Here is a 26,147-nt window from a genome sequence, read left to right on the forward strand (position 1 = left end):
GACCCTCGCCGCTCACCCGGATGGTTGCCGGGCTTGGTGCGGTGGAGGACCGAGCGTCGCCGATCGTGGTCCATTACGGGCCGGGGCACAAGGGGGTTCGTTACTCGCTAGTAACGGCTGGATAACCACGCCACGACAGGGCGATGTCGGGCGGCCACACAGGGTGGAGCCTTGGCCCGAGACATAGAAGGAGGATGCCGGTGAAATACGGACAGAAATCCGGGTTCGATTTACTGCAAGTAACAGCGGCCGCGATTACCAAGTTTTGGTAAAGCGCGGCCGCGTTGTGTCACTGTGTCGCCAAATCGGCACCGTCCCGGGTGGGACGGACGGGGTCAGAACAGCACGCGCGCGAGCGCCTGACGGGCCGTCGTGACCCGCGGGTCGTCCGGACCGATGACCTCGAAGAGTTCCAGCAGACGCAGGCGCGCCGCGTCCCGGTCCTCACCGGCGGTACGGCGCACGGCGTCCACAAGACGGCTGAAAGCGTCCTCGACATGACCGCCCACCAGATCCAGGTCGGCGGCGGCGATCTGCGCGGCGACGTCGGCCGGCCGGTCCGCCGCCTCCTTGCGCACCAGCTGCGGGTCCAGGTCCTGTACCCGGGCGAGCAACTCGGCCTGGGCCAGACCCAGCTTGGCCTCGGGGTGGGCGGGGTCGTCGGCGAGCACGTTCTTGTACGCCTGCACGGCACCCGCGAGATCGCCGGCGTCGAGCGCGGACATGGCCGCCTCGAGCAGGGCGTCGTACGGGCCGGCCGGCACCGGCGCCTCGTCGGCGAGGCCCTCGGCGGAGGAGTCGACGGCGATTCCGGTCAGACCGAAGCGCTCCTCGCCGACCTGGATCAGCTGGTCGAGGGTCTGCCGGATCTGGGCCTCGGGCGCCGCGCCCTGGAAGAGCGGCAGGGCCTGGCCCGCCACGACCGCGAAAACGGCCGGAATTCCCTGGATGCCGAACTGCTGCATCAGCATCTGGTTGGCGTCGACGTCGACCTTGGCCAGCAGGAAGCGGCCGTTGTACTCGACGGCGAGACGCTCCAGGAGGGGGCCGAGCTGCTTGCACGGCTCGCACCACTCGGCCCAGAAGTCGATGACGACCGGAACCTCGGCGGAGCGCTGCAGGACGTCGCGCTCGAAGCCTGCCTCGTCGACGTCGATCACCAGGGCGGAAGGGGCGACGGCAGGGGTGCCGCCGTGCCGGGCGGCCTCGGCGCGCGCCTGCTCCGCCTTGACCTTGGCCTCTCCGGCCGCCTTCACCGCGGCGAGGTCGACGACGCCGCTCATGGACATGTTTCTGGGCTGCATGAGTACATCCTCCCCCTTCCGCGCGCGTTACCGGTAAGCCATGGCTGAACCGTGCCGCCCGCAGGCCTCCCGCCGGTGTGCGAGACGTACGGACGAACACGGTTCTCGTCAGGTTGCACCGGGTCCCCACCCAGTGCGTGTGGTTGTCGCTGGGGCCGCTCAGGCCTTTCGCTACAGGTCGTAGCGTAACTGTGCGGGGCACCGCGCGGCAAAAAGGCCGGGCGGTTCCCGGCGGTGAACTGCCTCACATCACGCACCTCTGGCGCAATACCTACCGGCGGGTATGGTCGCCTCCATGTGCAGCCGTACCCGCTCCCGCACCACCGGCCGCCCCGGCCGCCCCCGTTCGGTCGAGGCCGATGCCGCGATCCTGGAGGCGACCCGCGCGGCCCTGGTCGACCTGGGCTGGTCCAAGCTCACGATGGGCGACGTGGCGACGCGGGCGGGGGTCGCCAAGACCACGCTGTACCGCCGCTGGGGCAACAAGAACGAGCTGGTGGTGGACGCCGTCGCGGTGCTCTTCGACGAGCTCGAACTGCCCGACCTCGGCAGCCTGCAGGCGGACATCGAGAACGTGGTGCTGCAGTTCGCCGAGCTGCTCCAGCGGCCGGAGACCAAGACGGCCCTGATGGCGGTGGTGGCCGAGTCCACCCGGGACGCACCGCTGCGCGAGCGGATCCGCACCTCGATCGTCGACCGGCAGAAGCGGCTGGTACTGGAGGGGCGCCAACGGGCCCAGGCCCGGGGCGAGCTGCCCACCGACCGGGACCCCGCCACGATCGACGCCACGGACGACCTGATCTTCGACGTGATCGCCGGCGCGGTGGTCCACCGGGCCCTCGTGAGCGCCGAACCGGTCGACGAACAGTGGGTCCAGCGGCTGTGCGCGCTGCTCGTGGGCGGCCTCGGCGCGGCGGCCGCGCAGGGCTGAACGCGCCCCGGAAGGGCCGCGTATCCCCCGGTCGCGGGCAGAGCGGCACCCGGGCCGCCTCCTGGAAGATCGTCCGGACAGCGCCTATCGTCGCGGCGGTGACGACACCTTTGAACAGCGCCGTACGCGCGCTTCTGGACGACACCCATCCGGCGGTCCTGGCCACCGTCCACCCCGACGGCTCCCCGCAGACCTCGGTGGTCTGGGTGGCCCGCGACGGCGACGACCTGCTCGTCTCCACCCAGGACGGCCGCCGCAAGGTCCGCAACATCCAGGCCGATCCGCGCGTGAGCCTGACCGTGTACGACCGCCGGGACCCGCTGCACTACGCCGAGATACGGGGCACGGCCACGGTCACCGAGGACGCCGGCCGGGCGCTCGCGGTGGCGCTCGCCGAGCACTACGAGGGGCCGGGCGCGGGTCAGGAGTACCTCGAACTGCCCTCCGAGGTGGTGCGCGTGGCCGTCCGGATCACCCCGCAGCGGGTGCTGGGCACGGCGGCGAAGCAGCCGTGACGACCGGAGGGGGCGGCAGCCGCCGCCCCCTCCGTCGCCACACGCCCTAGAAGCCCGGCGGCTCCGTGTAGATGCCCCACTCGTCGCGGAGCACGTCGCAGATCTCGCCGAGCGTGGCCTCCGCGCGGACCGCGTCGAGCATGGGGCCGATCATGTTCGAACCGTCCCGGGCGGCCGCCAGCATCGCGTCGAGCGCGGCGCGGACGCGGGCGTCGTCGCGCCGGTCCTTGCGCTCGCCCAGGATCCGGACCTGCTCCCACTCGACCTCGTGGCTGACCCGCAGGATCTCCAGGTCGCCGGTGACCGAGCCGTGGTGCACGTTGACGCCGACGACCCGCTTGTCGCCCTTCTCCAGGGACTGCTGGTACCGGAAGGCGGACTCGGCGATCTCGCCGGTGAACCAGCCGTCCTCGATGCCGCGCAGGATGCCCGAGGTGATCGGACCGATCGGGTGCTGCCCGTCCGGGTGGGCGCGCCGGCCGCGCTCCTTGATCTGGTCGAAGATCTTCTCGGCGTCGGCCTCGATGCGGTCGGTGAGCTGCTCGACGTACCAGGAGCCGCCCAGCGGGTCGGCCACGTTGGCCACACCCGTCTCCTCCATCAGCACCTGCTGGGTGCGCAGCGCGATCTCGGCGGCCTGCGCGCTGGGGAGCGCCAGGGTCTCGTCGAGGGCGTTGGTGTGCAGCGAGTTCGTGCCGCCGAGGACCGCGGAGAGGGCCTCCACGGCCGTGCGCACGACGTTGTTGTACGGCTGCTGGGCGGTGAGGGACACACCGGCGGTCTGGGTGTGGAAGCGGAGCCACTGGGCCTTGTCGGTCCTGGCCCCGTAGACCTCCTTCATCCAGCGGGCCCAGATCCGGCGGGCGGCGCGGAACTTGGCGATCTCCTCGAAGAAGTCGAGGTGCGCGTCGAAGAAGAAGGAGAGACCGGGCGCGAAGACGTCGACGTCCAGGCCGCGCGAGAGACCGAGCTCCACGTAGCCGAAGCCGTCGGCGAGGGTGTAGGCGAGCTCCTGCGCGGCCGTCGCCCCGGCCTCGCGGATGTGGTAGCCGGAGACCGAGAGCGGCTTGTACGCGGGGATGCCCTGCGCGCAGTGCTCCATCAGGTCGCCGATCAGGCGCAGGTGCGGCTCGGGCTGGAAGAGCCACTCCTTCTGCGCGATGTACTCCTTGAAGATGTCGGTCTGGAGCGTGCCGTTCAGCACGGCCGGGTCGACACCCTGGCGCTCGGCGGCGACCAGGTACATGCAGAAGACGGGCACGGCGGGGCCCGAGATCGTCATGGAGGTGGTCACGTCGCCGAGCGGGATGTCCTTGAACAGGACCTCCATGTCGGCGGCGGAGTCGATGGCGACGCCGCAGTGGCCGACCTCGCCGAGCGAGCGCGGGTCGTCCGAGTCGCGGCCCATCAGGGTCGGCATGTCGAAGGCGACCGAGAGCCCGCCGCCGCCGGCGGCCAGGATCATCTTGTACCGCTCGTTGGTCTGCTCGGCGTTGCCGAAGCCGGCGAACTGGCGGATGGTCCAGGTCCGGCCGCGGTACCCGGTGGGGTGCAGACCCCGGGTGAAGGGGTACTCGCCCGGCCAGCCGATGCGCTCGAACCCCTCGTAGGCGTCCCCCGGCCGGGGCCCGTAGACCGGCTCGACCGGGTCACCGGAGAGCGTGGTGAAGTCGGCGTCGCGCTTGTGGGCCTTGTCGTAACGGGCCTGCCAGCGTCGGCGGCCTTCCTCGATCGCGTCAGCGTCCATACCGTCGAATTTACTAGGACGTCCTAGTAAATGTCGACGGCAAACCTCCGCACATGGGTACGGAGGTGGGCGATCAGGCCTTGACCGGCTCCGGCTGCGCGCCGCTGACCAGCGGAAGCGTGTCGCGGACGACCTTGCGCTCGACGAAGAAGGCGGCGAAGGGGATCGTGCCCGACAGCAGGACCCAGAGCAGCCGGCCGAACGGCCACTTCGCCTTGGAGCCCAGGTCGAAGGCGAAGATCAGGTAGATGATGTAGAGGACGCCGTGGGCCTGGGAGACCGCGAAGGTCACGTCCTCGCCCGTCTCGAACCCGTACTTGAAGACCATGCAGGTGCACAGCACGAGCAGCATGACGGCGGTCACGTACGCCATGACGCGGTAGCGGGTCAGCACGCTGGATTTCATGCCGTCGAGCGTAACGGCACGTTCCGGGCGATCTTCGCGCGGGTCAGCTCTCGTCGAAGTCGTGCGCGTTCACGCGCAGGGGGCGCAGCATCGCGAAGATCTCGGCGCACTCCTCGGCGTCGTAGACCCCGAGCCCGAAGTCCATCCCCATCAGGTCGCGGGTGGCCGCCTCGACCACCTCGCGACCCTTGTCCGTGATGGAGGCGAGGGTGCCGCGGCCGTCGTTGGGATTGGGCCGCTTGTCGACCAGACCGGACCGCACGAGCCGGTCCACGGTGTTCGTCACCGAGGTGGGGTGGACCATGAGCCGCTCGCCGATCTTGGACATCGGCAGCTCGCCGGCCTTGGAGAAGGTGAGGAGCACCAGGGCCTCGTAGCGCGCGAAGGTCAGTCCGTACGGCTTGACGACCGCGTCGACCTCGGCGAGGAGGATCTGGTGGGCCCGCATGATCGAGGTGATCGCGGCCATCGAGGGGACCGGACCCCAGCGCTTCTGCCAGAGTTCGTCGGCGCGGGCGATGGGGTCGAACGGGAGACTGAGCGGCTTCGGCACGCGTCGACCTTACCCACTGGTCACATGCTGGTCAGCCCCGTCTCGCACTTCGGTCGTCCCGGCCTCGGTCGCCCGCACCTCGGCGACGACCCAGAGGACGGCGAGCGTGCCGAGCACGCCGGCGCCGGCGACCACGAGGTGGACGGCGGCGAACTCCGCGGCGAGGCCGGCCGCGGCCATCCCCACGCCCTGGACCGTCATCATGCCCGCGGTCATCAGCGTCATGGCCCGGCCCCGCTGCTGCTCGGGGACGGCGGCGACGAACCAGGCGTCGAGCCCCAGGGTGTACGCGCCGGTGGCGCCGGCCAGCAGCAGGGCCGCGGCGGCCAGGGCGACGCCCGGCCCGGTCGCGTAGAGGAGGAGGGGCAGGAGCCCGACGGCGGCGAGCGGGACGACGATCCGTGACCGGGTCCCAGGCGACAGCACGGAGCCGGCGAGCAGCTCGCCCGCGATGGTGCCGACCGGAAGGGCGCACATCAGCAGGCCGAGGGCGGCGGTGGAGACGCCGATCTCGTCGGCGTAGGGGGCGGCGAGCGCCTCGGGGGTGACCGCGAAGAGCGGCGGGATCCAGAACATCAGCATGAGGGCGCGGACCCGGCGGTCGCGCAGCACCGCGAACGTGCCGCCGAGCCCCTCGCGCACGCCGGGCGCCCGGGCGGGCCGCTTCCGGGTGCCGAAGCGCAGCAGCAGCGCGGAGACCAGGAAGGTGGCGGCGGTGATCGCGATGGCCCCGCGCGGCGGGACGAGGGTGAGGAGCACACCGCCGACGCCGAAGCCGGCGAGCAGGGCGCTCTGCGAGACGATCCGCAGCACGGACCGGCCCAGGACGAAGAGCTCGCCCCCGCCCAGGATGTCGGTGAGGGTCGCCATGCGGGTGCCGTTGAAGACGGGCGCGACGGCGGCGACGGCGCAGCGCAGCACGAGGAGTCCGGCGACGGGGGTCACGGGGGCGGCCATGAGCGCGACGCAGCCGGCGCACACGAGGTCGCAGACGACGAGGACCCTGCGGGGCGGGTGGCGGTCGGCGACGCCGGCGAGCAGGGTGCCGCCGAGGAGGTAGGGCAGGAAGCCGAGCGCGAAGGTGAGGGAGGACAGGAGCGGGGAGCGGGTGAGGTCGTAGACGAGGACGGTGAGCGCGATCTCGCTGATGACGACACCGAGGAGGGACAGCAGGTGGGCCACGAAGACGGTCCGGAACTCCCGTACGGCGAACACGGCCCGGTAGCCGCGCCGCCCGTCCTCCCCGCCGGGGCCCGTGGCCCGCTCCGGGTCGGGCGTGGGCGCCGGCTCCCGGGCGGGGGCGGGCGCGGGCGCGGCGGCGAGGGCGGGCGCGGGCCCGGCAGCCACGGCGCGGGCGGGGGCGGCGGCCACGGCGCCCGGCGCGGCCGCGGGGGCGGTCGCGGGCCCGGCCGCGCCCGGGTCGGCGAGGGCGGGCTCGGGCGTCCGCGGCGAGGGCCGGGTCGGGGGCTGGGACGTGTCGTCGGCGGGTCTCGGCATGCGGCGCAGACTGCCGGGCCCGGGACGGCGGACCTAGACTTTCGGCCCCAGCCGAATCTCCCGAGCCGGAGGACCCGTGCCCTACCACCTCCATTTCGGCGAGTCCGACCCGCTCCGGATCCGGTTCGCGATCTCGCCGCTCTGGGAGACGCACTCGGCCGTGCGGGTGCTCGCCCGGCCCCGGCAGCAGGGCTACCACCTGCCCTGGCTGCGGCGGATCCGCGGCGCTGCCGAGGGGCTCGACCTGCGGCCGCTGCACCTGCTGATGCCGCGGCGCGGCCACAGTCCCGACTTCCTCTATCCGCCCCCGCTGCGGGCGACCGCGTCCTTCGAGGACGAGATCGCGGCCGTCCGGGAGACCGATCCGGCCCTCGCCCTGGACGACTTCGAGCGGGCGCTCGCCGGCACCCCCGGGGCCGCGGACAGCGCCGAGGGCCGGCGCATGCTCGCCGACCCGGCCGGCGCCGTCCAGCGCCTCGCCGATCTGCTCCGGGTCGCCTGGGAGGTCCTGGTGGCCCCCGACTGGCCGCGGCTGCGCGCGCTGCTGGAGGCGGACGTCGCCTACCACTCGCGCCGACTGGCGGAGGGCGGTCTGGAACGGCTCCTGGGCGAACTGCACCCCGCGTTCGACTGGGCCGCCGAGCGGGCGACCCTCACCGTCGACTACCGCGGCGAACACGTCCGCGCCCTGGACGGCCAGGGGCTCGTCCTGCTGCCGTCGGTCTTCATCTGGCCCGACGTGGTGAGCGGCTTCGACCCGCCCTGGCAACCGACCGTCGCCTATCCGGTCCGCGGGATCGGCGGCCTGTGGACCGAGGCCCGCGAGCGGACGCCGGACAGTCTGGCCCGGCTGCTCGGACGGGCCCGCGCCGACGTGCTGTGCGCGCTCGACGAGCCGGCCGGCACGACCGCGCTGGCGCACCGGCTCGGGCTCGCCGCCTCCTCGGTGTCGGCCCATCTGGGGGTGCTGCGGGAGGCTGGCCTGCTGACCTCGCGCCGCCACGGCCACCAGGTGCTGTACGAGCGGACCCCGCTGGGGATCGCCCTGGCGGTGTCGCACCCCGACCCGATATGACCGTTGTGTCACGATGATCCGGCCCGTCTGACCCGTATCCCTGGGGGCCGGATGTCCCGCCGCACCACCACCGCCGCCGTCGCGGCCCCCGTGGCCCTCGCCCTGGCCTGCGCGCTCCTCGTCGCCGGCTGCGACACCGGCGGCCGGGGCCGGACACCGGCCGGTCCGCCCTCCCCCGGCGCGTCCGCCGCCCCCACCGGCGGCTCCCCCTTCTGGGTCGACCCCGACAGCGACGCGGCCCGGCAGGTCCGGGAGTACGAGGCGCAGGGCCGTGCCGAGGACGCCCGGATCCTGCGGCGGATCGCCGAGCGTCCGGTCGCCGAGTGGCCGGCCGGGGACGACCCCGCGCCGGACGTCGCCAAGGCGGTGCGCGGCGCCGCGGCCGACCGGCGGACCGTGGTGCTCGTGGCGTACAACATCCCGCACCGCGACTGCGGGATGTACTCGGCGGGCGGCGCTCCCGACGCCCGGGCCTACCGGTCTTGGCTGGACGCCTTCGCCGGCGCGGTCGGGGACGCGCCCGCGGTGGTCGTCCTGGAGCCGGACGCGGTCGCGCACATGGTGGACGGCTGCACCCCGGGGCAGTACCACGACGAGCGCTACCGGCTGCTCGCCGAGGCGATCGACCGGCTGAAGCGGCAGCCGCGCACCCGGGTCTACCTGGACGCCGGCAATCCGCGGTGGATCGACGACCCCGGCAAGCTGGTCGAACCCCTGCGGCGCGCGGGCATCGCACGCGCGGACGGCTTCTCGCTGAACGTCTCCAACTTCGAGACGAACGAGCGTGTGAAGGGATTCGGCGGGCGGTTGTCGGCGATGCTCGGCGGCGCCCACTTCACCATCGACACCAGCCGGAACGGCCACGGCCCGCTGCCGGGGAACCGGGAGGAGGCCTGGTGCAATCCGCCGGGCCGGGCGCTGGGCGTGCCGCCGACCGACGACACCGGGGACGAGCGGGTCGACGCGTACCTCTGGATCAAGCGGCCCGGCGACTCGGACGGCACGTGCCGGGGCGGGCCGGCCGCCGGCACCTGGTGGCCGGACTACGCCCTGGGCCTGGCCAGGAGGGCCAGGGCCTGAACCCCCGGACGACGGGCCGTCAGCCGACCTGCACCCACTTCGCCTCGGACGGGGTGCCGTCCCCGTCGGTCACGAAGAGCATGTACCAGCCGGGCGGCACCAGCGTGCGGTCCTTCGGCACGTCCACCGTCACCGTGCCCGCGCCCTTCGTCAGGCCCAGCTCGACGGAGCGCTGTTCGACGTCCGTGGTGTGGGTGACCGCGCTCGGGCGCATCAGCCGGGCGGTGGCGATCCGGGCCGCGTCCGCCGTCCGGTAGGTGACCCGGCCGCTGCCGTCGACCTTCTCCGGTCCCTCCCCGAGGACGGGCCGGGTGGCGCCGGCCCGGTGCAGGGCGGGCGGGGTGAAGACCTCGATCCGCTGCTCGAAGGTGCCCAGCCTGGTGTTGTCCTTGTCGTCGAAGAGCGGGTCGGAACCGAAGGTGGCCACCCGCCCGTCGGGGAGCAGCAGCGCCTCGGAGTGGTAGTTGCGGCCGACGGTCGGCTCGGCCGCCTCGGTGAAGCCGTTGGTCCGCGGGTCGTAGAACTGCGCCTTGAGCACGTCGCTGCCGCCGCGGCCGCGGTACCGGCGGGAGCCGCCGGTGGTGAAGACGGTGTCGTCGGGCATGAGGACGCTGCTGAGGTAGCGGGTGCCCTGCGGCAGCGCCGGCCCGTCCCGGAACGACGGGGTGGCCAGGGAGAGGTCGACGATGGAGGTGCGGGCGGTGGACTTGGGGGACTCGCCGACCCCGCCGCCGCCGAGGACCATGAGCCGCTGCCGCTGGGCGGGCGGCAGGAGGACGGAGGAGGACGTCTCCAGCTGGTCGGGGTCCGTCAGCCCGCCGAGCCGGGTGAAGGTGTTCTTCTCCAGGTCCCACAGGCCCGGCGCGCGGCCCTTGTCGGCGGGTCCGTAGCCGGCGTTGGAGCCGGTGTAGAGGAGCTTGCCGCCCTTGGTGAGGAAGAGCGAGGGGTAGGTGGGGAAGTAGCGGGAGGGTCCCCGGGACCACTTCCGGGTCGCCGGGTCGTAAATCTCGTTGTCGCCGGGGACGACGTCGCCCACGTCGTTGAGGCCGGAGACGGCGAGGACCTTGCCGTCGTCGAGGGTGACCAGGGTGGGGTACCAGCGGGCGTCCTTCATCGGGGCGACGGGGACGTAGCGCTCGGCCCGGGGGTCGAACTCGTAGGCGCCCTTGATGCCCTGGAAGTCCTGTTTCTCGGTGGTGAGCCGCTGGGCGAGCCCGTAGACGTTGTCGGCGTCGGCGCCCTTGAGACCGACGATCTCGTACTGCGCGGCCTCGGTGGTGAGTGCCTGGGGGCCCTCCTCGCGCGCCTCGACGAAGACCCGTGCCTCGGCCGCGGTGACCTTGGTCTTCCAGGGCTTCATCTGACCGCTCCCGGTGTACGAGACCTCGAACTCGCGCTTGGCCCTGGGCACCGTGACGTCGAACCTGCTGACGTACTCGACACCCGAGGGAGAGCGGAAGACGGTGCCCTTCCTGAGGGTGACGGCCTTGTCCGGGCTCTCGTTCTTGACGCGCATCCCGCCGCCGGCCTTCCTGACCTCGCCGTCGAGGATCTCGTAGCGGGCGGTGCCGCCGGCGACCAGGAGCCGGCCGTCGGGGAGCTGGGCGTGGCCGGAGCAGAAGAAGTCCTCGGGGGTGGGGATCTTCTTGAAGGTGTTGCCCCGCGGGTCCCACAGCACGGTCTCGAAGGTGCCGGAGTCGAACTTCTTCTGGTCGTTGCCCGAGCCGGCGATGAGCAGCACCTTGCCGGTGCGCAGCAGCGCCGCGTGGATCGCGTTGACGCGGTACTCGGAGGGCACGTCGACCTGCTGCCAGGAGCCGTACTTCCGCTGGTACCCGGGCTGGGCGATCTTGTAGGTGTGGTACTTCGCCTCGACGAAGGAGACGGCGGCGGGGGCGTTCAGCGCCGCGAGGACCACGACGGCTCCCCCGCCGAAAAGGTTCTTCCTGAGCTTCTTCGACGGCTGTCGGACCATGTGTCAGCTTCCTCCGGTCGTCGTGGGCGCCGCCGTGGTCGGTCCGGCCGGGCCGGACGCGGCGGTCGTCGTCTTCGTCACCAGGACGGCGGGCGGGGGCGCCCCGGGCTCGGCGACGGCGGGGGCACCACCCGTCCGGGCGCCGCCGCGGACCCGGCCGCCGCGCAGGACGCTCCAGCCCCAGACGGCGAGCGGGCTGAGGGTGAGCGCCAGGGCGAGGACGGACCAGGTGCGCATGGCCGCGTGGGTGTGGTGGAAGTGGACGGAGGCGGCCAGGGAGACGACGAGGACGGCCGCCCAGGCGAGGTGGATCCGGAAGGTGAGGACACGGTCCGGGCTGGCCTCGCCGCCCTTGGGGGTGACGACGAACCGGCCGCGGGTGCGCAGCACCGCGGCGCCGAGGGACTTGAGGTAGACCGGGGCGGAGAGCGCCGACATCGCCATGCCGGCGAGCCCTCCGGATCCCTCGGGCTCGTGCGGCGAGACGTTGTGCCGCCGGTTCCAGAGGTACAGCCCGATCTGCAGGGCCACCGCGTCGCTGTAGATCATCAGCCAGACCGCGGAGGACACCTGCGTGCCGGACGCCCCGAACCAGAGGAACAGCACGCAGCTGAGGATGCCGAGGAGCCAGTTGACCGCCGTCATCGGGTAGTAGACGAGCATCAGGGTGTAGTTCAGGAAACGGCCGGGCGGGACCCTGAAGGGCGTCTTCCAGTACTGCTTGATCAGCGTCTCGTACGTGCCCCGGGACCAGCGCAGCTGCTGGGTGAAGAAGTCGGTCCAGGAGGCCGGACCCTCGCCGACGGCGAGGACGTCGGGGGTGTAGACGGACCGCCAGAAGTGACCGGTGCCGGGGTTCCTGCGCCGGTGCAGCTCGAAGCCGGTCGCCATGTCCTCGGTGATCGAGTCGTACAGGCCGCCGACCTGCTTCAGGGCGGACACCCGGACGACGTTGTTGGTGCCGACGAACATGGGCGCGTGGTAGCGGTTCCCGGCCCGCTGGATCAGGGCGTGGAAGAGGAACTGCTGGGACTCCGCCGCCTTGGTGACGGGCCCGGTGTAGTTGCCGTAGACCTGTGGTCCGACGACGAAGGCGACGTCCGGGTCGCGGAAGTAGCCGAGCATCCGCTCCAGGAGGTTCGGCAGGGGGACGTGGTCGGTGTCGACGGAGGCGAAGAACTCGTAGGCGTCGCCGTGCATCGCGAGCCAGGCGTTGTAGTTGCCGTGCTTGGTGCGGGCCTTGTGGACGCCCTCGGCGCGGTTCCACTCGGGTACTCCGCGCCGGGTGAAGTGCCGGACCCCGAGTTCGGCGCAGAGGGCCCTGGCACCCTCGTCGTCGCCCTCGTCGAGCAGCCAGACGTCCAGCGGCCCGTCGTGCCGCAGCCGCCTCGCGGCCGCGAGGGTCGCGCGGACCATGGCGAGCGGTTCCTTGCCCGGCACGTAGGTGGTGAGGAAGGCGACCCGGGTGCCCTGCTCGGGGTACACGGGTATGGGGTCGCGGGCGACCATGGTGGCGTGGGCGATCGAGGCGACGTTCACCAGCATGAAGAAGCAGATGAGGCCGATCGACACCAGCATCACCGTGTCCAGGTGGACGAGCAGGCTGTCGCCGTCCTCGCGGACGGTCCAGTGGCTGGGCCAGACGAGGTAGACGAGCAGGGTCGCGGAGAGCAGGGGCGCGAGGGCCATCAGCAGGACGGCTCGGATCCGGTGCGGCTCCTTCGCCAGCAGGCTGCGGTACCTCACCCGGTACGCCGTCGTCTCCGGCTCCGTGAGGGGACCGGCGATTCGGCTGTAGGTCTCGTAGTCGTAGCCTTCCGGCCGCACGGTGCCTCCAGCTGCCGTCGAACAGGTCGATGTCCCCACGAAAGGGGACGACCGTCGCCGACGCGACCGGAATTCGTCCGAGCGAGCGTTTTCGCGGTGCGTGGTGCCGTTGGGCCGATTCAGCGACGCCCGTCGCGCCGCAGCCGGTGCCGGACGGCTCGCTGGGCGAGCGGGCCGAGTTCCTCCAGGGCGGCGGCGATCGAGGCCAGCTGCTCCAGGGAGGCGAGCACCTGCTCCGCTCCGTCCGGGTCCACACCCTCGTACAGTTCGAGCCCCACGAAGGCCGCGGCGCAGGTACGGGCGAGCCCGGCGGGGTCGGTGAGCTCGCCCAGCGGGTTGCCGGCCAGCACCCGGGTGAGAACGGCTTCGAGCTCCTCGATCCAGAGGTCGAGACCGGCCGCGGTGGCCGGCGCCAGGCGGGGCTGGGTCTGCGCTCCGGCAAGCAGCTGGGCCAGTACGGCGACATGGCCGCCGGCCCGCTCCTCGGCGTGCATCTCCCGGCCGAACTGGAGCAGTTCGGCGAAGGTTCCGATCGCGGCGAGCCGCTCGCGGTAGCGGGTCACGCGCTGCTCCGCGCCGTGCCGGCAGGCGGCGGCGAGGAGCTCGTCCATGGAGCCGAAATGGTAGAAGACCAGGGCCTGGTTGACCCCGGCGGCGGCGGCGACGGAGCGGGCCGAGGTCTTGGCGATGCCCTGTTCGGTGAGGGTGCGCAGGGCGCCTCCGAGGAGCTTCTCCCGGGTCTCGCGGCCGCGCGCGTCCTTGGGGGTGCCCGGGGAGGCGCTCCGGCGCGCGTCGCCCGCCCTGCCCGCGTTCTCGGGGTCTGCGGTCACGCGGGTCCCTCCTCCCGTACGGAGCCCGGCGCCGGGCTCTATCACGTCCGCCCCGCGGGCGCAGCCGGCCGGCGGGCCGGTCGGGCCTCCGCACTCCGTACGCCTGACGGCCAGTCGGTCGACGGGGGCGCGGAGGAACGGGCCGGGCGGACGGATGCCGGTCGCCGTCGGCCCGGTGGCGCTCCCCCGCGGAGACACCGGTGCCGACGACGGCCGAAATCATTGAGCGACCGCTCAAAAAGAAGGTAGCTCACTTTGAGCGGTCGCTCAAACAAGGGCCACGGAGAGAGCCCCCGACCCGTGGACGGGCGGGGGCTCGGTGACGTGCCGGCGGCGCGTCGGGGCGAAGGGGCGGAGGTCAGGCCTCCAGGTGGCGCTCCACCGTGGCGACCTTCGCGGTCAGACCGTCCGTGACGCCCGGGCGGATGTCGGCCTTGAGCACCAGGGAGACCCGCGGGGCGCGCTCCTCGACGGCGGCGACGGCCCGCTTGACGACGGCCATGACCTCGTCCCACTCCCCCTCGACGGAGGTGAACATCGCGTCGGTGCGGTTCGGCAGGCCCGACTCGCGGACGACCCGGACGGCGTCGGCGACGTACTCGCCGACCTCCTCCCCGACGCCCAGCGGGGTGACCGAGAACGCGACGATCACGCGTTCACCGCCCCCTCGTGACGGGCGCGGGACGCGATGACCGCGTCCTCGGCCTCGCGCTTCAGCTTGCGCTCGGCGAAGAAGCCGCCGAAGGGCAGCACGGAGAGCAGGAAGTAGAGCGCCGCCGTCGTGAGGCCCCACTTGGTCCGGTTCCAGGCGTCCAGCCAGAAGAGCACGTAGAGGACGAAGAGGATGCCGTGGACCGCGCCCATCACCGGGACCGCGTTGAACTCCGTGGTGCGCTTGAGCACCGAGCAGACCAGCAGCAGGAGGAACGAGACGGCCTCCGGCGCGGAGACGAGTCGGAGACGGTGGAGGGACGAGGCGGTCTTGATGTCCACGGGGGTCACCTTTGGATCGGGATCGACGATCTTGTGAAGGGATGCACAAGCGCCCGCCCATTGTGGCACCCGACTTTGCCGGCTCTTTATCAGGGTCGGGATCCTCCGCAGGTCCCTGTTCGCCGCCGCACCCCGCCCCGTAATCTCCCTCCGTGGCAATGTTCCGACTCCAAGGCAGCAAAGTGCTCGCCGTCGACATGACCGGCGACGCCGTCAAGGCGAAGAACGGCTCGATGGTCGCGTACGACGGCCAGATGGCCTTCAAGAAGATGTCCGGCGGCGGCGAGGGCCTGCGCGGGATGGTCACCCGTCGCCTCACCGGCGAACAGATGGAAGTGATGGAGGTGAAGGGCCAGGGGACCTGCTGGTTCGCCGACCGCGCCTCCGAGATCAACCTGGTCTCCCTGCACGGCGACAAGCTCTTCGTCGAGGCGAGCAACCTGCTCTGCACCGACGCGGGCCTGCGCACCGGCACCACCTTCACCGGCCTGCGCGGGGGAGCGACCGGCAACGGGCTCTTCACGACGACCGTCGAGGGCACCGGCCAGGCCGCGATCATGTCCGACGGCCCGGCCGTGGTCCTGCGCGTCACCCCGCAGTACCCGCTCTCCGTCGACCCCGGCGCGTACATCGCCCACCAGGGCAACCTCCAGCAGCACTTCCAGTCCGGTGTGACCTTCCGCACCTTCCTGGGCGAGGGCGGCGGCGAGGCGTTCCAGATCCGCTTCGAGGGCGACGGGCTCGTCTACGTGCAGCCCAGCGAGCGGAACACGATCGGGGGTGACGTCTGATGCCGTTCCGCGAGATCAACTCGAAGATGGTCGAGGCCACGGTCGTACCGGGGCAGCGCATGTTCAGCCAGCGCGGCGCGATGCTCGCCTATCGAGGCGACGTCTCCTTCACCCCGAACATCTCCGGCGGCCAGGGCGGCGTCATGTCGATGATCGGCCGCCGAGTCGCCGGCGAGGCGACGCCGCTGATGACCGTCGAGGGCAGCGGCACGGTGATGTTCGGCCACGGCGGGCACCACATCCAGGTGATCCGGCTGACCGGCGACACCCTGTACGTGGAGGCCGACCGGCTGCTCGCCTTCGACGGCACCCTGGAGCAGGGCACGATGTTCATGGGCTCCCAGGGCGGGGTCATGGGCATGGTGCGCGGCCAGGTCACGGGCCAGGGGCTCTTCACCACCACGCTCAAGGGGCACGGCGCCGTCGCGGTGATGGCCCACGGCGGCGTCATCGAACTGCCCATCACGCCCGGCCGCGCCGTCCACGTGGACCCGCAGGCGTACGTCGCCCACCACGGCGACGTGCGCAACAAGCTCTCCACCGCGCTCGGCTGGCGCGACATGGTGGGACGCGGCTCCGGCGAGGCGTTCCAGCTGGAGCTCAGCGGCAACGGCTCCGTGTACGTCCAGGCCTCGGAGGAGAAGCTGTGAGCGCCCCCGTGATCCACGATCCGATGACCCTGCCGTCGGACGACAACGTCAACGCCTACACCTTCTGCGTGGAGCTCAAGGGCTCCCAGTGGTTCCTGCAGAAGGGGAAGATGATCGCCTACTACGGGCGGATCGACTTCAACGGCATCGGCCACGGCCGGCTGGACCGCCTGGTGCGGACGTCCTTCCACTCGCCGCTGCACGCGAGCGACTGGGTGGTCGCCGAGGGCAGCGGCAAGATGCTGCTCGCCGACCGGGCCTTCGACGTGAACTCGTACGACCTCGACGAGGGCAACCTGACGATCCGTTCGGGCAACCTCCTGGCCTACCAGCCGACGCTGGCCCTGAAGCAGTCGATCGTGCCGGGCTTCGTGACGCTGATCGGCACCGGCAAGTTCGTGGCGGCCTCCAACGGCCCGGTGGTCTTCATGGAGCCCCCGCTGCGGGTGGACCCGCAGGCGCTGGTCGGCTGGGCGGACTGCCCGTCCCCCTGCCACCACTACGACCACGGGTACATGACGGGCGTGATGGGCGGGGTACGGGCCCTGACGGGGCTGGGCGGGACCTCGGGCGAGGAGCACCAGTTCGAGTTCGTCGGAGCGGGTACGGTGCTGCTCCAGTCGACCGAGCTGCTGATGGCGGAGCGGGCGATCGGCGAGACGCCGGCCCAGGCGGGTGTTCCGGGCCACGGTCCGCACGGTTCCGGCCAGGGACCGCTCGGATCCGTACCGCGCCTTCCCGGGCAGCTGGGGGACCTCCAGCGCCGCTTCGGCCTCTGACCCTCCCCCCGCCTCCGGGCGGGGGAAACCCCGCTCACCCCGCCCGGAGCCCGGGCGGGGCCGCGGGTCGGGCGCGGCCCGCGGGCGGGTGGGCGACCGTCCGGGGCGGGTGCGAACCGGCCGGGTCTGATTCCGGCCCGGCCCGCCGCCGGGCCGCTCCCGGTCCGGCGAGTGAACGGTAGTCTGCGGAGTGTGACGCCCTCGAACGTCTGCACCCGTTTGCCGGGCTCCGGGTGCCCCGCGTCACAGTCCCCTACTTCGTCCAGTATTCAACTTCTTAGGTAGAATCCATATATGGAGACCGAGACGGCCACCCCCTGGCTCACCGACGCCGAGCAGTGCGCCTGGCGCACCTACCTGGACGTCAACAGAATGCTGACGTACCAGCTGGAGAAGGACCTCCAGCCCTTCGGCCTGACCATGAACGACTACGAGATCCTGGTGAACCTCTCGGAGTCCGACGACCGTCGTCTGCGCATGAGCGATCTGGCCGCGGCCACGCTGCAGTCCAAGAGCCGCCTCTCTCACCAGATCACCCGGATGGAGAACGCCGGCCTGGTCCGCCGCGAGAACTGCGAGTCGGACCGCCGCGGTCTGTACGCCGTCCTGACCGACCAGGGCATGGAGACGATGCGCAAGGTGGCACCCCACCACGTCGACTCGGTGCGCAGGCACTTCATCGACCAGCTCTCCCCCGAGGCGCTCGGCGACCTGCACGAGTCCCTCAAGCCGGTCGCGGAGCAGCTCCGGGGCCGACGCGGCAAGCCGTAGCGCGCACCGCCGGATTCCCCTCGGGGCCCGCACGGCCGCTGCCGGGCGGGTGCGGCGCAGACGGGCTCGAAAACGGGGTGACCCCCCGTGGGCGGCCTGAGGCGCCCCGAGAGCGCGGAGCGGCGCCGCGTACACCGAAGAGGGCCTCCCCGCGCGGGGAGGCCCTCTTCGGTCGTGTCAGTTGCCCGTCAGGCTCGCGATGAGCTCGTCGGAGGCCGCGTACGGGTCCAGCTCGCCGGCCACGATGCGCTCCGCCAGGGCGTCCAGGCGGCGGTCGCCGTGCAGGTCGCCGATCCGCTCGCGCAGCGCGGTGACCGCGATCGTCTCGACCTCGCGCGCCGAGCGGGCCCGGCGGCGGTCGGCGAGCACTCCGTGCTCCTCCATCCACGCGCGGTGCTTCTCCAGCGCCTCGACGACCTCGTCGATGCCCTCGCCCCGCGCCGCGACCGTCTTCACGATCGGCGGGCGCCAGTCGCCCGGGCCGCGCGCCTCGCCCAGCCCCAGCATGTGGTTCAGCTCGCGGGCCGTCGCGTCGGCGCCGTCCCGGTCCGCCTTGTTCACGACGTACAGGTCGCCGATCTCCAGGATGCCCGCCTTGGCGGCCTGGATCCCGTCGCCCATGCCGGGCGCCAGCAGCACCACGGAGGTGTCCGCCTGGGAGGCGATCTCCACCTCGGACTGGCCGACACCGACGGTCTCCACGAGGATCACGTCGCAGCCGGCGGCGTCCAGCACGCGGATCGCCTGCGGGGCCGACCACGCCAGACCGCCCAGGTGGCCACGCGTGGCCATGGAGCGGATGTACACGCCCGGGTCGGAGGCGTGCTCCGACATCCGGACGCGGTCGCCGAGCAGCGCGCCGCCGCTGAACGGCGACGACGGGTCGACGGCCAGGACGCCGACCCGCTTGCCGGCCCGCCGGTACGCGGCCACCAGCGCGGAGGTCGACGTGGACTTGCCCACGCCGGGCGAGCCCGTCAGGCCCACCACGTACGCACCGCCGGTCAGCGGCGCCAGCGCCGCCATGACCTCCCGCAGCTGCGGGGACGCCCCCTCCACGAGCGAGATCAGCCGGGCCACGGCCCGCGGCCTGCCCTCCCGCGCCTGGGCGACCAGTTCGGGGACGTCCACCATGTGCCGATGCTCCTTACTTGCCGGGACTGCGCCTAGTTGCGGACGTGGAGGATCAGCGCGTCGCCCTGACCGCCGCCGCCGCACAGCGCGGCCGCACCGGTGCCGCCGCCGCGCCGCTTGAGCTCCAGGGCCAGGTGCAGCACGACGCGGGCGCCGGACATGCCGATCGGGTGGCCCAGCGCGATCGCGCCACCGTTGACGTTCACCTTCTCGGAGGTGACGCCCAGGTCCTTCATCGACTGGTGGGCGACCGCCGCGAACGCCTCGTTGATCTCGATCAGGTCGAGGTCGTCGACGCTCAGGCCCTCCTTCGCGAGGGCGTGCAGGATCGCGTTGGACGGCTGCGACTGCAGCGAGTTGTCCGGGCCCGCCACGTTGCCGTGCGCGCCGATCTCGGCGATCCACTCCAGGCCCAGCTCCTCGGCCTTGGCCTTGCTCATCACGACGACGGCGGCGGCGCCGTCCGAGATCTGCGAGGAGGTGCCGGCGGTGATGGTGCCGTCCTTGGCGAACGCCGGGCGGAGCTTGCCGAGGGACTCGGCCGTGGTCTCGGCGCGGATGCCCTCGTCCTGGGAGAAGACGACCGGGTCGCCCTTGCGCTGCGGGATCTCGACCGGGGTGATCTCGGCCTCGAAGATGCCGTTCTTCTGCGCGGCGGCCGCGCGCTGGTGCGACAGCGCGGCGATCTCGTCCTGCTCCGCGCGCTGGATGCCCAGGCGGGTGTTGTGCTTCTCCGTGGACTCGCCCATGGCGATGTTCTCGAAGGCGTCGGTGAGGCCGTCGTACGCCATCGCGTCGAGCATCTCGATCGCGCCGTACTTGAAGCCCTCGCGGGACTTGGGCAGCAGGTGCGGGGCGTTGGTCATCGACTCCTGGCCACCGGCCACGACGACGTCGAACTCGCCGGCGCGGATGAGCTGGTCGGCCAGCGCGATCGCGTCCAGGCCGGACAGGCACACCTTGTTGACGGTGAGGGCCGGGACGTTCATCGGGATGCCGGCCTTGACGGCGGCCTGGCGGGCGGGGATCTGGCCGGCGCCCGCCTGGAGCACCTGGCCCATGATCACGTACTGCACCTGGTCGCCGCCGATGCCGGCGCGGTCGAGCGCCGCCTTGATGGCGAAGCCTCCCAGGTCGGCGCCGGAGAAGGACTTGAGCGAGCCGAGCAGTCGCCCCATGGGCGTGCGGGCGCCCGCGACGATCACTGAGGTGGTACCGGTCGTTCCAGACATGAGACACGGCCCCTTGGGATGAGGAGTGAACGAGGGTTTACCGCCAATGTACTGAGCGGTGCCGCGCGAGGTCACCGGCCCACCGGTGTGACGGCGCGCACGTTGCGTAACCACCTCCGTGGCGCTGCACTGGAGGAATGCTGACGCGAATCGACCACATCGGGATCGCCTGTTTCGACCTCGACAAGACCGTCGAGTTCTACCGTGCGACGTACGGTTTCGAGGTGTTCCACTCCGAGGTCAACGAGGAGCAGGGCGTCCGCGAGGCCATGCTCAAGATCAACGAGACCTCCGACGGCGGTGCCTCGTACCTCCAGCTCCTGGAGCCCACCCGCGAGGACTCCGCGGTGGGCAAGTGGCTGGCCAAGAACGGCGAGGGTGTCCACCACATCGCCTTCGGGACCGCGGACGTGGACGGCGACGCCGCCGACATCCGCTCCAAGGGCGTCCGGGTCCTCTACGACGAGCCCCGGATCGGCTCCATGGGCTCCCGCATCACCTTCCTCCACCCCAAGGACTGCCATGGTGTCCTGACCGAACTGGTCACCTCGGCGGAGCCGTCCGGCGACCACTCCTCGGCGGAGCACTGACCTCCGGATTCCCGGCCCGGTAGAGTGGGCGGCTCCGGGCCGGGGCCGGTCGGTGCCGCATGCCATGCGGCGTCGAAGTCGGGGTATCCGATCTGCCACCATTCCCGGGGGGCCCGTTCGCCGGGGAACGGTGCTCAGAGGAGTTGCGACCAGGGGACGGATGGGACCGCGCAGTGCGGGGCTACGAACGCCAGGAGAGCCACCGAGCTGAAGACGACCATCTTTCGCGGTTCGAAGCCGAGATGGACCGGCTGAAGACCGAGCGGGAGAAGGCAGTCCAGCACGCCGAGGACCTCGGTTACCAGGTCGAGGTCTTGCGTGCCAAGCTGCATGAAGCGCGCCGCACGATCGCCACCCGGCCCGCGTACGACAGCGCGGACATCGGCTACCAGGCCGAGCAGCTGCTGCGGAACGCGCAGATCCAGGCCGAGCAGCTGCGCCAGGACGCCGAGCGCGAGCTGCGCGACGCCCGCGCCCAGACCCAGCGGATCCTGCAGGAGCACGCCGAGCACCAGGCGCGCCTGCAGGCCGAGCTGCACGCCGAGGCCGTCCAGCGCCGGCAGCGGCTCGACCAGGAGCTGGCGGAGCGCCGCCAGACCGTCGAGGCGCACGTCAACGAGAACGTCGCCTGGGCCGAGCAGCTGCGCGCCCGGACCGAGTCCCAGGCCCGCCGCCTCCTGGAGGAGTCCCGCGCCGAGGCCGAGCAGTCGCTCGCCACCGCGCGCGCCGAGGCCACCCGGCTCGCCGAGGAGACCCGGCACCGGGTCGGTTCCGAGGCGGAGTCCGCCCGTGCCGAGGCCGAGGCGATCCTGCTCCGCGCCCGCCGGGACGCCGAACGGCTCCTGAACGCCGCCTCCACGCAGGCGCAGGAGGCCACCAGCCACGCCGAGCAGCTCCGGTCGGCCACCACCGCCGAGAGCGACCAGGCCCGCCAGCGGGCCACCGAGCTGTCCCGCGCCGCCGAGCAGCGGATGCAGGAGGCCGAGGAGAAGCTCCGCGAGGCCCGTGCGGAGGCCGAGAAGGCCCTCACCGAGGCCAGGGAGCAGGCGGCCAAGACGCTCTCCTCCGCCGAGTCGACGAACGAGCAGCGCACCCGCACCGCGAAGGCGGAGATCGCCCGGCTCGTCGGGGAGGCCACGAAGGAGGCCGAGACCCTCAAGGCCGAGGCCGAGGAGAAGCTCCGCGAGGCGACCGCCGCCTCCGAGAAGCTCGTCTCGGAGGCGGCCGAGAAGGCCCGTACGGTCGTCGCCGAGGACTCCGCCGCCGCGCTGGCCAAGGCCGCGCGGTCCGCCGAGGAGGTCCTCACCAAGGCGTCCGAGGACGCCCGCGAGACCACCCGCAAGGCGTCCGAGGAGGCCGAGCGGATCCGTCGCGAGGCCGAGAGCGAGGCCGACCGGCTGCGCAGCCAGGCCGAGGAGCAGGCCGGCGAGGTCCTGGGTTCGGCCAAGGACGACACCAAGGAGTACCGCGCCAAGACGGTCGAGCTGCAGGAGGAGGCGCGCCGGCTGCGCGGCGAGGCCGAGCAGCTGCGTGCCGAGGCGATCGCCGAGGGCGAGCGGATCCGCGGCGAGGCCCGGCGCGAGGCCGTCCAGCAGATCGAGGAGGCGGCCCGCCGGGCCGAGGAGCTGCTGACCAAGGCCCGCACGGACGCCGACGAGATGCGTGCCGGCGCGAGCGCCGAGGGCGACCGGGTCCGTGCCGAGGCCATGGAGCGCGCGCAGACGCTGCGCACCCAGGCCGAGGAGACCCTGGAGCGCACCCGCGCCGAGGCCGAGCGGATGCGGAACGAGGCCGAGGAGCAGGCCGAGAGCGTCAAGGAGGCCGCCGAGCGGGCCGCCACCGAGCTGCGCGAGGAGGCCGAGCGGGCCGTCGAGGCGCGGCACGCGGAGGCCGCCGACGAGCTGACCCGGCTGCACACCGAGGCGGCGTCGCGGGTCGAGAACGCCGAGCAGGCCCTCACCGACGCCCGCGCCGCGAGCGAGCGCATCCGGCGCGAGGCGTCCGAGGAGACGGAGCGGCTGCGCGCCGAGGCCGCCGAGCGGATCCGTACGCTCCAGGCGCAGGCCGAGCAGGAGGCCGAGCGGCTGCGCACGGAGGCCGCGTCGGACGCGTCCACCTCGCGCGCCGAGGCCGAGAACGCCGCGGTCCGGCTGCGGACCGAGGCGTCCGCGGAGGCCGAGCGGCTGAAGACGGAGGCCCAGGAGACCGCGGACCGGGTCCGCGCCGAGGCCGCGGCCGCCGCCGAGCGGGTGGGAACGGAGGCCGCCGAGGCGCTGGCCGCCGCGCAGGAGGAGGCCAACCGGCGCCGCCGGGAGGCCGACGAGACCCTGGACTCGGCCCGTTCCGAGGCCGGCCGGGAGCGCGAGAACGCCCGCGAGCAGTCCGAGGAGCTGCTCGCCTCCGCCCGCAAGCGGGTGGAGGAGGCGCAGGCCGAGGCGCAGCGTCTGGTCGAGGAGGCCGACAGGCGCGCGACCGAGATGGTGTCGGCGGCCGAGCAGACCGCGCAGCAGGTCCGGGACTCCGTCGCCGGGCTCCAGGAGCAGACCGAGGAGGAGGTCGCCGGCCTGCGCAGCGCCGCCGAGCACGCGGCGGAGCGCACCCGCACCGAGGCGCAGGAGGAGGCGGACCGGGTCCGCGCCGACGCGTACGAGGAGCGGGAGCGGGCGACCGAGGACGCCAACCGCATCCGCGCCGGGGTCCAGGAGGAGACCGCGGCCGCGAAGGCGCTGGCCGAGCGGACGGTCGCGGACGCGATCGCCGAGTCGGACCGGCTGCGCGCGGACACCGCCGAGTACGCCCAGCGGGTACGGACCGAGGCGTCGGACTCGCTGGCCGCGGCCGAGCAGGACGCGGCCCGCACCCGTGCGGACGCCCGCGAGGACGCCAACCGGATCCGGTCCGAGGCCGCGGCCCAGGCCGATCTCCTGGTCTCCGAGGCGACGGCCGAGGCCGACCGGATCACGGCCGAGGTCTCGGACCTGCTGACCGAGGCGGAGCAGGTCAAGGAGGACGGGGAGGCGCACGCCGAGGCGCTGCGCACCGCCGCCCTCAGCGACGCGGAGCAGGTCCTCGACGACGCCCGCAGGGCCGCCGACAAGCGCCGCACCGACGCCGCCGAACAGGCCGACCAGCTCATCGCCGAAGCCACCGCCGAGGCCGAGCGTCTCACCGCCGAGGCCGCCGAGCTGCTGGAGAGCACCGAGCAGGACGCGCTGCGGCTGCGGACCGAGGCGGAGCAGGTCAAGCGGGACGGGGAGGCGCACGCCGAGGCGCTGCGCACCGCCGCCCTCAGCGACGCCGAGCAGGTCCTCGACGACGCCCGCAAGGCCGCCGACAAGCGCCGCACCGACGCCGCCGAACAGGCCGACCAGCTCATCGCCGAAGCCACCGCCGAGGCCGAGCGGATCGCCGCCGAGGCGGCGCGCCAGGCCGACCGGACGCGTACCGAGGCGTCGGACGAGGCCGAGCGTCTGCGGGCCGAGGCCGCGGACAACGTGGGCCAGGCACAGCAGGCCGCCGAGCGGATCCGCGCCGAGGCCGAACGCATCCGCGAGGACGCCGAGGCGGCGGCGGAGCAGATGCGGGCGGACGCCCGGTCCGAGGCGGACCGGACGCTCGACGAGGCGCGCGAGGCCGGGGCCAGGCGCCGTGCCGACGCGGCCGAGCAGGCCGACCAGCTCATGGCGAAGGCCCAGGAGGAGGCGCTGCGCGCCGCCACCGAGGCGGAGTCGCAGGCGGACACGATGGTCGGCGCGGCCCGCAAGGAGGCCGAGCGGATCGTCGCCGAGGCGACGGTCGAGGGCAATTCGCTGGTGGAGAAGGCGCGTACGGACGCGGACGAGCTCCTGGTGGGAGCGCGCAGCGACGCGACGGCCATAAGGGAGCGGGCCGAGGAGCTGCGTGCCCGGCTCGAGGGCGAGATCGAGGAGCTGCACGAGCGGGCGCGGCGCGAGACCGCCGAACAGATGAAGACGGCCGGCGAGCGGGTCGACAAGCTGGTGAAGGCGGCGACGGAACAGCGGGCCGAGGCCGAGGCGAAGGCCAAGGAACTCGTGTCCGAGGCGAGTTCCGAGGCGGGCAAGGTGCGCATCGCCGCGGTCCGCAAGGCCGAGGCGCTGCTCAAGGAGGCGGAGCAGAAGAAGGCCACGCTCGTCGGTGAGGCGGAGAAGATCAAGGCGGACGCCGAGAGCGAGGCGGAGAAGATGATCTCCGAGGGCAAGCGCGATCTCGACGTCCTGGTGCGTCGCCGCGAGGACATCAACGCCGAGATCTCCCGTGTCCAGGACGTCCTCGAAGCGTTGGAGTCTTTCGAAGCACCTGGCGGAGCGAAGGACGGGGTGAAGGCGGGTGCGTCCGCGGGGGTTACACGTTCGAGTGGCAAGCCTTCCGAGGGCTAGCCACTCAAAAGGCTGGACATTCTCCAGATCAAACGGGCATCCGCTCGATGACACGCCGCTTCGGCGCCTAGGATTCCCTCTAACACCTCACCGGTCTCATTCGACAGGAACCCCATGAGCGACACTTCCTCCCCCTTCGGCTTCGAGCTCGTGCGGCGTGGTTACGACCGCGGTCAGGTGGATGACCGCATTACCAAGCTCGTCGCCGACCGTGACAGTGCTCTGGCCCGAATCACCTCGCTGGAAAAGCGCATCGAGGAGCTCCACCTCGAGACGCAGAACGCCCAGGCCCAGGTCACCGACGCCGAGCCGTCGTACGCCGGTCTCGGTGCGCGTGTCGAGAAGATCCTCCGCCTCGCCGAGGAGGAGGCGAAGGACCTGCGCGAGGAGGCCCGGCGCGCCGCCGAGCAGCACCGCGAGCTGGCCGAGTCGGCCGCCCAGCAGGTGCGCAACGACGCCGAGTCCTTCGCCGCGGAGCGCAAGTCCAAGGCCGAGGACGAGGGCGTTCGGATCGTCGAGAAGGCCCAGGGTGAGGCCAACTCGCTGCGCGCCGAGGCGCAGAAGGACGCGCAGTCCAAGCGCGAGGAGGCGGACGCCCTCTTCGAGGAGACCCGCGCCAAGGCCGCCCAGGCCGCCGCCGACTTCGAGACCAACCTGGCCAAGCGCCGCGAGCAGTCGGAGCGCGACCTGGCCTCGCGTCAGGCCAAGGCCGAGAAGCGCCTCGCGGAGATCGAGCACCGCGCCGAGCAGCTGCGGCTGGAGGCCGAGAAGCTGCGCACGGACGCGGAGCGCCGGGCCCGCCAGACGGTGGAGACCGCGCAGCGCCAGGCCGAGGACATCGTGGCCGACGCGAACGCCAAGGCCGACCGGATCCGTTCGGAATCGGAGCGCGAGCTGGCGGCGCTGACGAACCGTCGCGACTCGATCAACGCGCAGCTGACCAACGTCCGCGAGATGCTGGCCACCCTGACCGGTGCGGCCGTGGCCGCGGCGGGTTCCCCGATCGACGACGAGCCGGCCACCCGCGGTGTCCCGGCCCAGCAGACCCGGTAGCAGGCACGGCGAGTGAG

At 72.5% G+C, this 26,147-nt stretch carries 23 protein-coding genes; 11 read left to right on the forward strand and 12 right to left on the reverse strand.

Going from position 1 to position 26,147, the window contains the following annotated elements; all coding sequences use genetic code 11:
• Positions 1-335 precede the first annotated feature (335 nt).
• Entirely contained in the window at positions 336-1,304 is a 969-nt protein-coding gene (locus ACE1OA_RS10775; RefSeq protein WP_356607658.1) for a tetratricopeptide repeat protein, read from the reverse strand.
• A gap of 295 nt (positions 1,305-1,599) precedes the next feature.
• Between ACE1OA_RS10775 and ACE1OA_RS10780 the strand changes: the two genes are divergently transcribed.
• Together ACE1OA_RS10780 and ACE1OA_RS10785 are read left to right on the forward strand one after the other, a co-directional pair.
• Positions 1,600-2,235, forward strand: coding sequence for a TetR/AcrR family transcriptional regulator (locus tag ACE1OA_RS10780; RefSeq protein ID WP_356607660.1), 636 nt, complete (start codon positions 1,600-1,602; stop codon positions 2,233-2,235).
• A 98-nt stretch (positions 2,236-2,333) separates the two neighbouring features.
• Entirely contained in the window at positions 2,334-2,750 is a 417-nt protein-coding gene (locus ACE1OA_RS10785; RefSeq protein ID WP_384869411.1) for a PPOX class F420-dependent oxidoreductase, read from the forward strand.
• A 46-nt stretch (positions 2,751-2,796) separates the two neighbouring features.
• On the opposite strand, the gene ACE1OA_RS10790 is transcribed toward ACE1OA_RS10785, so the two are convergent.
• The 4 genes from ACE1OA_RS10790 to ACE1OA_RS10805 all read right to left on the reverse strand — a co-directional run bounded on the left by ACE1OA_RS10790 (position 2,797) and on the right by ACE1OA_RS10805 (position 6,953).
• Positions 2,797-4,497 carry an acyl-CoA mutase large subunit family protein gene (locus ACE1OA_RS10790; RefSeq protein ID WP_386544266.1) on the reverse strand — a complete coding sequence of 567 codons (1,701 nt, stop codon included), beginning with the start codon at positions 4,495-4,497 and terminating at the stop codon, positions 2,797-2,799.
• Between the two features lie 73 nt (positions 4,498-4,570).
• Positions 4,571-4,903 (reverse strand): DUF3817 domain-containing protein, encoded by a 333-nt coding sequence (locus ACE1OA_RS10795; RefSeq protein WP_147981278.1) that lies wholly within the window; start codon positions 4,901-4,903, stop codon positions 4,571-4,573.
• Between the two features lie 43 nt (positions 4,904-4,946).
• The gene (locus tag ACE1OA_RS10800) at positions 4,947-5,456 is read right to left on the reverse strand and encodes a MarR family winged helix-turn-helix transcriptional regulator (RefSeq protein WP_356607666.1); all 510 of its coding nucleotides are present in this window, start codon (positions 5,454-5,456) and stop codon (positions 4,947-4,949) included.
• A gap of 9 nt (positions 5,457-5,465) precedes the next feature.
• Positions 5,466-6,953: an MFS transporter gene (locus ACE1OA_RS10805; protein ID WP_432752695.1), complete on the reverse strand. Its 1,488-nt coding sequence runs from the start codon at positions 6,951-6,953 to the stop codon at positions 5,466-5,468.
• Between the two features lie 76 nt (positions 6,954-7,029).
• Here ACE1OA_RS10805 and ACE1OA_RS10810 point away from each other — a divergent pair, with 76 nt between their 5' ends.
• Together ACE1OA_RS10810 and ACE1OA_RS10815 are read left to right on the forward strand one after the other, a co-directional pair.
• Positions 7,030-8,028: an ArsR/SmtB family transcription factor gene (locus tag ACE1OA_RS10810; RefSeq protein WP_356607670.1), complete on the forward strand. Its 999-nt coding sequence runs from the start codon at positions 7,030-7,032 to the stop codon at positions 8,026-8,028.
• Between the two features lie 51 nt (positions 8,029-8,079).
• Positions 8,080-9,108, forward strand: coding sequence for a glycoside hydrolase family 6 protein (locus ACE1OA_RS10815; RefSeq protein WP_386545026.1), 1,029 nt, complete (start codon positions 8,080-8,082; stop codon positions 9,106-9,108).
• Positions 9,109-9,127: 19 nt separating this feature from the next.
• Here the strand turns inward: ACE1OA_RS10815 and ACE1OA_RS10820 are convergent, their stop codons facing one another.
• From ACE1OA_RS10820 to ACE1OA_RS10840, 5 genes are all read right to left on the reverse strand, one after another.
• The gene (locus ACE1OA_RS10820) at positions 9,128-11,083 is read right to left on the reverse strand and encodes a galactose oxidase-like domain-containing protein (protein WP_432752696.1); all 1,956 of its coding nucleotides are present in this window, start codon (positions 11,081-11,083) and stop codon (positions 9,128-9,130) included.
• A 3-nt stretch (positions 11,084-11,086) separates the two neighbouring features.
• Complete coding sequence (locus tag ACE1OA_RS10825) at positions 11,087-12,910, reverse strand: glycosyltransferase family 2 protein (protein ID WP_432752697.1); 1,824 nt, start codon at positions 12,908-12,910, stop codon at positions 11,087-11,089.
• Between the two features lie 119 nt (positions 12,911-13,029).
• Positions 13,030-13,740, reverse strand: coding sequence for a TetR/AcrR family transcriptional regulator (locus ACE1OA_RS10830; RefSeq protein WP_432752698.1), 711 nt, complete (start codon positions 13,738-13,740; stop codon positions 13,030-13,032).
• Positions 13,741-14,098: 358 nt separating this feature from the next.
• Complete coding sequence (locus tag ACE1OA_RS10835) at positions 14,099-14,392, reverse strand: MTH1187 family thiamine-binding protein (protein WP_356607680.1); 294 nt, start codon at positions 14,390-14,392, stop codon at positions 14,099-14,101.
• Positions 14,389-14,733, reverse strand: coding sequence for a DUF3817 domain-containing protein (locus ACE1OA_RS10840; protein WP_356607682.1), 345 nt, complete (start codon positions 14,731-14,733; stop codon positions 14,389-14,391). Before ACE1OA_RS10840 ends, ACE1OA_RS10835 begins: the two co-directional genes overlap by 4 nt.
• Before the next feature lie 152 nt (positions 14,734-14,885).
• Between ACE1OA_RS10840 and ACE1OA_RS10845 the strand changes: the two genes are divergently transcribed.
• The 4 genes from ACE1OA_RS10845 (at position 14,886) to ACE1OA_RS10860 (ending at position 17,724) form a co-directional block, all read left to right on the forward strand.
• On the forward strand, positions 14,886-15,524 hold the full coding sequence (locus ACE1OA_RS10845) for an AIM24 family protein (protein WP_187282897.1): 639 nt from the start codon (positions 14,886-14,888) through the stop codon (positions 15,522-15,524).
• The gene (locus ACE1OA_RS10850; protein WP_356607685.1) at positions 15,524-16,174 is read left to right on the forward strand and encodes an AIM24 family protein; all 651 of its coding nucleotides are present in this window, start codon (positions 15,524-15,526) and stop codon (positions 16,172-16,174) included. The genes ACE1OA_RS10845 and ACE1OA_RS10850 overlap by 1 nt, the downstream gene beginning before the upstream one ends.
• Positions 16,171-16,953: an AIM24 family protein gene (locus ACE1OA_RS10855; RefSeq protein WP_356607687.1), complete on the forward strand. Its 783-nt coding sequence runs from the start codon at positions 16,171-16,173 to the stop codon at positions 16,951-16,953. The genes ACE1OA_RS10850 and ACE1OA_RS10855 overlap by 4 nt, the downstream gene beginning before the upstream one ends.
• A 294-nt stretch (positions 16,954-17,247) precedes the next feature.
• Positions 17,248-17,724: a MarR family winged helix-turn-helix transcriptional regulator gene (locus ACE1OA_RS10860; RefSeq protein ID WP_147981268.1), complete on the forward strand. Its 477-nt coding sequence runs from the start codon at positions 17,248-17,250 to the stop codon at positions 17,722-17,724.
• Positions 17,725-17,901: 177 nt separating this feature from the next.
• Here the strand turns inward: ACE1OA_RS10860 and meaB are convergent, their stop codons facing one another.
• A complete protein-coding gene (gene meaB, locus ACE1OA_RS10865; protein WP_356607689.1) occupies positions 17,902-18,858 on the reverse strand; it encodes a methylmalonyl Co-A mutase-associated GTPase MeaB in 957 nt (318 codons plus the stop codon).
• Between the two features lie 32 nt (positions 18,859-18,890).
• Complete coding sequence (locus ACE1OA_RS10870; protein ID WP_356607691.1) at positions 18,891-20,090, reverse strand: acetyl-CoA C-acetyltransferase; 1,200 nt, start codon at positions 20,088-20,090, stop codon at positions 18,891-18,893.
• 137 nt (positions 20,091-20,227) lie between these two features.
• Here ACE1OA_RS10870 and mce point away from each other — a divergent pair, with 137 nt between their 5' ends.
• From mce to ACE1OA_RS10885, 3 genes are all read left to right on the forward strand, one after another.
• Entirely contained in the window at positions 20,228-20,680 is a 453-nt protein-coding gene (gene mce / locus ACE1OA_RS10875) for a methylmalonyl-CoA epimerase (RefSeq protein ID WP_356607693.1), read from the forward strand.
• Positions 20,681-20,853: 173 nt separating this feature from the next.
• Complete coding sequence (scy, locus tag ACE1OA_RS10880) at positions 20,854-25,077, forward strand: polarized growth protein Scy (protein ID WP_386545048.1); 4,224 nt, start codon at positions 20,854-20,856, stop codon at positions 25,075-25,077.
• A gap of 114 nt (positions 25,078-25,191) precedes the next feature.
• Positions 25,192-26,130: a cellulose-binding protein gene (locus ACE1OA_RS10885; RefSeq protein ID WP_352191692.1), complete on the forward strand. Its 939-nt coding sequence runs from the start codon at positions 25,192-25,194 to the stop codon at positions 26,128-26,130.
• Positions 26,131-26,147: the final 17 nt, after the last annotated feature.

It is taken from the genome of Streptomyces sp. JL2001, assembly GCF_050917515.1.
In the GTDB taxonomy this organism is placed as follows: Bacteria; Actinomycetota; Actinomycetes; order Streptomycetales; family Streptomycetaceae; genus Streptomyces.

What these genes read in the sequence shown, in the direction of transcription:
- ACE1OA_RS10820 (WP_432752696.1), bottom strand. Translation starts at nt 11,083, where the DNA reads ATGGTCCGACAGCCGTCGAAGAAGCTCAGGAAGAACCTTTTCGGCGGG.
- ACE1OA_RS10850 (WP_356607685.1), top strand. Translation starts at nt 15,524, where the DNA reads ATGCCGTTCCGCGAGATCAACTCGAAGATGGTCGAGGCCACGGTCGTA.
- ACE1OA_RS10885 (WP_352191692.1), top strand. Translation starts at nt 25,192, where the DNA reads ATGAGCGACACTTCCTCCCCCTTCGGCTTCGAGCTCGTGCGGCGTGGT.
- ACE1OA_RS10780 (WP_356607660.1), top strand. Translation starts at nt 1,600, where the DNA reads ATGTGCAGCCGTACCCGCTCCCGCACCACCGGCCGCCCCGGCCGCCCC.
- ACE1OA_RS10775 (WP_356607658.1), bottom strand. Translation starts at nt 1,304, where the DNA reads ATGCAGCCCAGAAACATGTCCATGAGCGGCGTCGTCGACCTCGCCGCG.
- ACE1OA_RS10815 (WP_386545026.1), top strand. Translation starts at nt 8,080, where the DNA reads ATGTCCCGCCGCACCACCACCGCCGCCGTCGCGGCCCCCGTGGCCCTC.
- ACE1OA_RS10860 (WP_147981268.1), top strand. Translation starts at nt 17,248, where the DNA reads ATGGAGACCGAGACGGCCACCCCCTGGCTCACCGACGCCGAGCAGTGC.
- ACE1OA_RS10790 (WP_386544266.1), bottom strand. Translation starts at nt 4,497, where the DNA reads ATGGACGCTGACGCGATCGAGGAAGGCCGCCGACGCTGGCAGGCCCGT.
- ACE1OA_RS10870 (WP_356607691.1), bottom strand. Translation starts at nt 20,090, where the DNA reads ATGTCTGGAACGACCGGTACCACCTCAGTGATCGTCGCGGGCGCCCGC.
- meaB (WP_356607689.1), bottom strand. Translation starts at nt 18,858, where the DNA reads ATGGTGGACGTCCCCGAACTGGTCGCCCAGGCGCGGGAGGGCAGGCCG.
- ACE1OA_RS10805 (WP_432752695.1), bottom strand. Translation starts at nt 6,953, where the DNA reads ATGCCGAGACCCGCCGACGACACGTCCCAGCCCCCGACCCGGCCCTCG.
- mce (WP_356607693.1), top strand. Translation starts at nt 20,228, where the DNA reads ATGCTGACGCGAATCGACCACATCGGGATCGCCTGTTTCGACCTCGAC.
- ACE1OA_RS10795 (WP_147981278.1), bottom strand. Translation starts at nt 4,903, where the DNA reads ATGAAATCCAGCGTGCTGACCCGCTACCGCGTCATGGCGTACGTGACC.